This window comes from Saccharicrinis sp. 156, assembly GCF_050589685.1.
GTDB lineage: Bacteria > Bacteroidota > Bacteroidia > Bacteroidales > Marinilabiliaceae > Saccharicrinis.
Genome location: NZ_JBNGOS010000095.1, coordinates 1 through 2,502, shown reverse-complemented (window position 1 = coordinate 2,502; position 2,502 = coordinate 1). Strand labels below are relative to the sequence as shown.

The window sequence follows — 2,502 nt, the reverse complement described above, 5'->3', positions numbered from 1 at the left end:
AAGCCATGGCAGGAAAAGAAAAAGATATGAGTAAAGTAAAACAAATGCTCCAGTTACATCATAATGGTGTTTCAAACGTATGCACCCCATCAAATGCGACTTACCCGAATAAATTTTCATCTATAAATTGCGGTAGCAGATATTTGAGTTGTGATTTTTTGGTATCGTTGATGTTTGCCATTACGTAAGTGAGCCATTTTTGAGGATCAATATTATTTTTGGAGCAGGTGCCGAAAAAACTATAGAACATGGCAATGTGCTTAGCTGCATCATGCGATCCGGCAAAGAGGTAATTCTTTCTGCCAAGGGCTAACGGCCTAATAGAGTTCTCTATCAAATTACTGTCAATCTCCAATATACCATCGGTCAAGTAATTTTGCAGGCTAATCCACCTGTTGGCACAATATTCAAAAGCTTTTCCTATTGGACTTTTAGGTGTCACTTTATTTCGCTCTTCTTGTATATATTGGCCAATTTCATTAATAATAGGCAATGATTTTTCTAATCTTAACTCATGGCGTTCCGCTGGGGATAAACCAGATTCTCTTGCGAGAGCTTCGATAGCATATAATAATTGGATTAGTTTCAATACGGTCGATGCTCTTTCTGTATCGTTGGCAAGGGCCTTTTCGAAATATCGACGGGCATGTGCCCAACATGAAAGATGTGTTATGTTGTGCAATGACGCCAAATAGGTATAGCCCGAATAGCCATCGGTTTGTACATATCCCGTAAAGGTCGATAAATCATCTATCGGACCTTTGGTACTGCGGCTGTTGTAATACTCGAAAAGCACTGATTTTGACAATGGGGCATACCTTACCCACATGTAACCTTGGTGGCATGCCCCTTTTTTACCTCTATCCTGTACTTTTATGGGTGATTCGTCAATCATTTGATAAATTTCCCTAAAAACATAAAGCCGATGGACTGCGTATAAAGGCAGGAGCAGTTGAGATCCCAATTTTACCCACGACTCTAAAGTGGAACTGGGCAATGGAACTCCCATTCGCTTGATTTGATTAAGAGTTCGGTAAAGTGGCAGGTGATAAATGTACTTATTAATAAAAATCATTGCCAACAGGGCTGTACTTGCAATACATTTGGCTATTGGACGGTTAAGCTCCGCTATAATTTGTTTTTGATTACCGCATTCATCTTCTTTGGTAATGTATTTGGGGCGGATGATGCGGTTAACGTGAAGTGTAGCCGGTGTGTAGTCCAATTCTTCGGTAATTTCACGACCGATGCATACCATACCGGCAGTATCTTCCGGTGGCTCTATAATTGTTTCCACAACTGGTAAATGAGATGGCAGTGCTAAGCGTCCCTGATGCTTTTTCTTAGGCTTTTTGCGCTCGTAAGCTACTCTTATGAGTTCCCGTTCGGCTTTTACCGTTTCTTCTATTTCTGCAGTTTTAGGTTCAAATTCAAGGGCAAGTTGTTGTGAATCAATTTCTGATTCGAAACGTTCCCTTTTGGAACCAAAAATCATCCTTCGGAGTTGTTCGTTTTGAAACTTGACTGCACCAAAGTCGGTGGTCAGCTTGTTTATTTCCGAACTTTGCTTGGCTATGGTAGATTCTTTTTCGTCCAGTTTATTTTCCAGGATAGCAATTTTTGCTTTCAGGGAACCTATCGACAAATCGTTATTTTCTTGCTGATTGGACATATCCAAAAATACATCAAAACACCTTATGCAGCAAGGGTTTTGATGTATTTTTGAGACTTGTTTTCAGTCTTGCTTATAACGCTTTTTTTGCTTCATCTTCTCGAACGAAAGACCTTCAAGAAGCATCAAAAGCTCTTCTCTTTTGATTTGTTTTGATAACCCATTATGAGCCGGTAAGGTGTATCTCCCCCGTTCAAGACGCTTGTAAAACAGTGCAAATCCATCCCCGTCCCAATATAATAGTTTGATATGTGTGCGTGTTTTATTCAAAAAAATGAAAACATCTCCTGAAACAGGGTCTTTTTTAAGGTAGTTTCTTACAATTCCTGATAATCCATCGAAGCCATTTCGCATGTCTACTGTACTACAACACAAAAAATATCGCAGATTGGCACTTAATCCCAGCATGCTTAGTAGATTTTCAGTTTGATACCACTTGGCAGTTCAAGCTCAACCATGATTGTGTTTTTATTTTTTGCTACATCCGACTCTGAATCCTGATTGGGGATGATTTCAACAAATTCACCTGCTGCGGCAGTTCGTTTCCCTAACTTGTTATCTCGCTTGCGGCACCAATATTCTAGTGACGAATCTGTAACCCCATACTCTTGGGCAAAGGCTTTTCGTGTCATCCCGGATTTCCTCCACTGATCTACTAACAAAAACATTTTTTCTTGCTTATCCATAATTTTTTATGCGCAAAAGTAAAATGTCTTTGATCAAAAAAACAGTTGCTGTTAGTGGGGTGCATACTTTCAAACCGTCAGATAGCCGAAGACCTTTCAGTAAATAAGGAAACCGTCAATCGCTACGTAAACCTTGCAAAATCA

At 39.7% G+C, this 2,502-nt stretch carries 3 protein-coding genes; all 3 read right to left on the bottom strand.

Translation table 11 applies throughout. The features are described 5' to 3' along the window. Window positions 1-100: 100 nt before the first annotated feature. The gene (gene tnpC / locus ACRD64_RS25150; RefSeq protein WP_430937384.1) at window positions 101-1,672 is read right to left on the bottom strand and encodes an IS66 family transposase; all 1,572 of its coding nucleotides are present in this window, start codon (window positions 1,670-1,672) and stop codon (window positions 101-103) included. Window positions 1,673-1,735: 63 nt separating this feature from the next. Continuing rightward, window positions 1,736-2,080, bottom strand: a complete 345-nt coding sequence (tnpB, locus tag ACRD64_RS25145) for an IS66 family insertion sequence element accessory protein TnpB (protein ID WP_430937382.1) — start codon at window positions 2,078-2,080, stop codon at window positions 1,736-1,738. A 2-nt stretch (window positions 2,081-2,082) separates the two neighbouring features. Next, window positions 2,083-2,358 carry an IS66 family insertion sequence element accessory protein TnpA gene (gene tnpA, locus ACRD64_RS25140; protein WP_430937380.1) on the bottom strand — a complete coding sequence of 92 codons (276 nt, stop codon included), beginning with the start codon at window positions 2,356-2,358 and terminating at the stop codon, window positions 2,083-2,085. Between the last annotated feature and the right edge of the window lie 144 nt (window positions 2,359-2,502).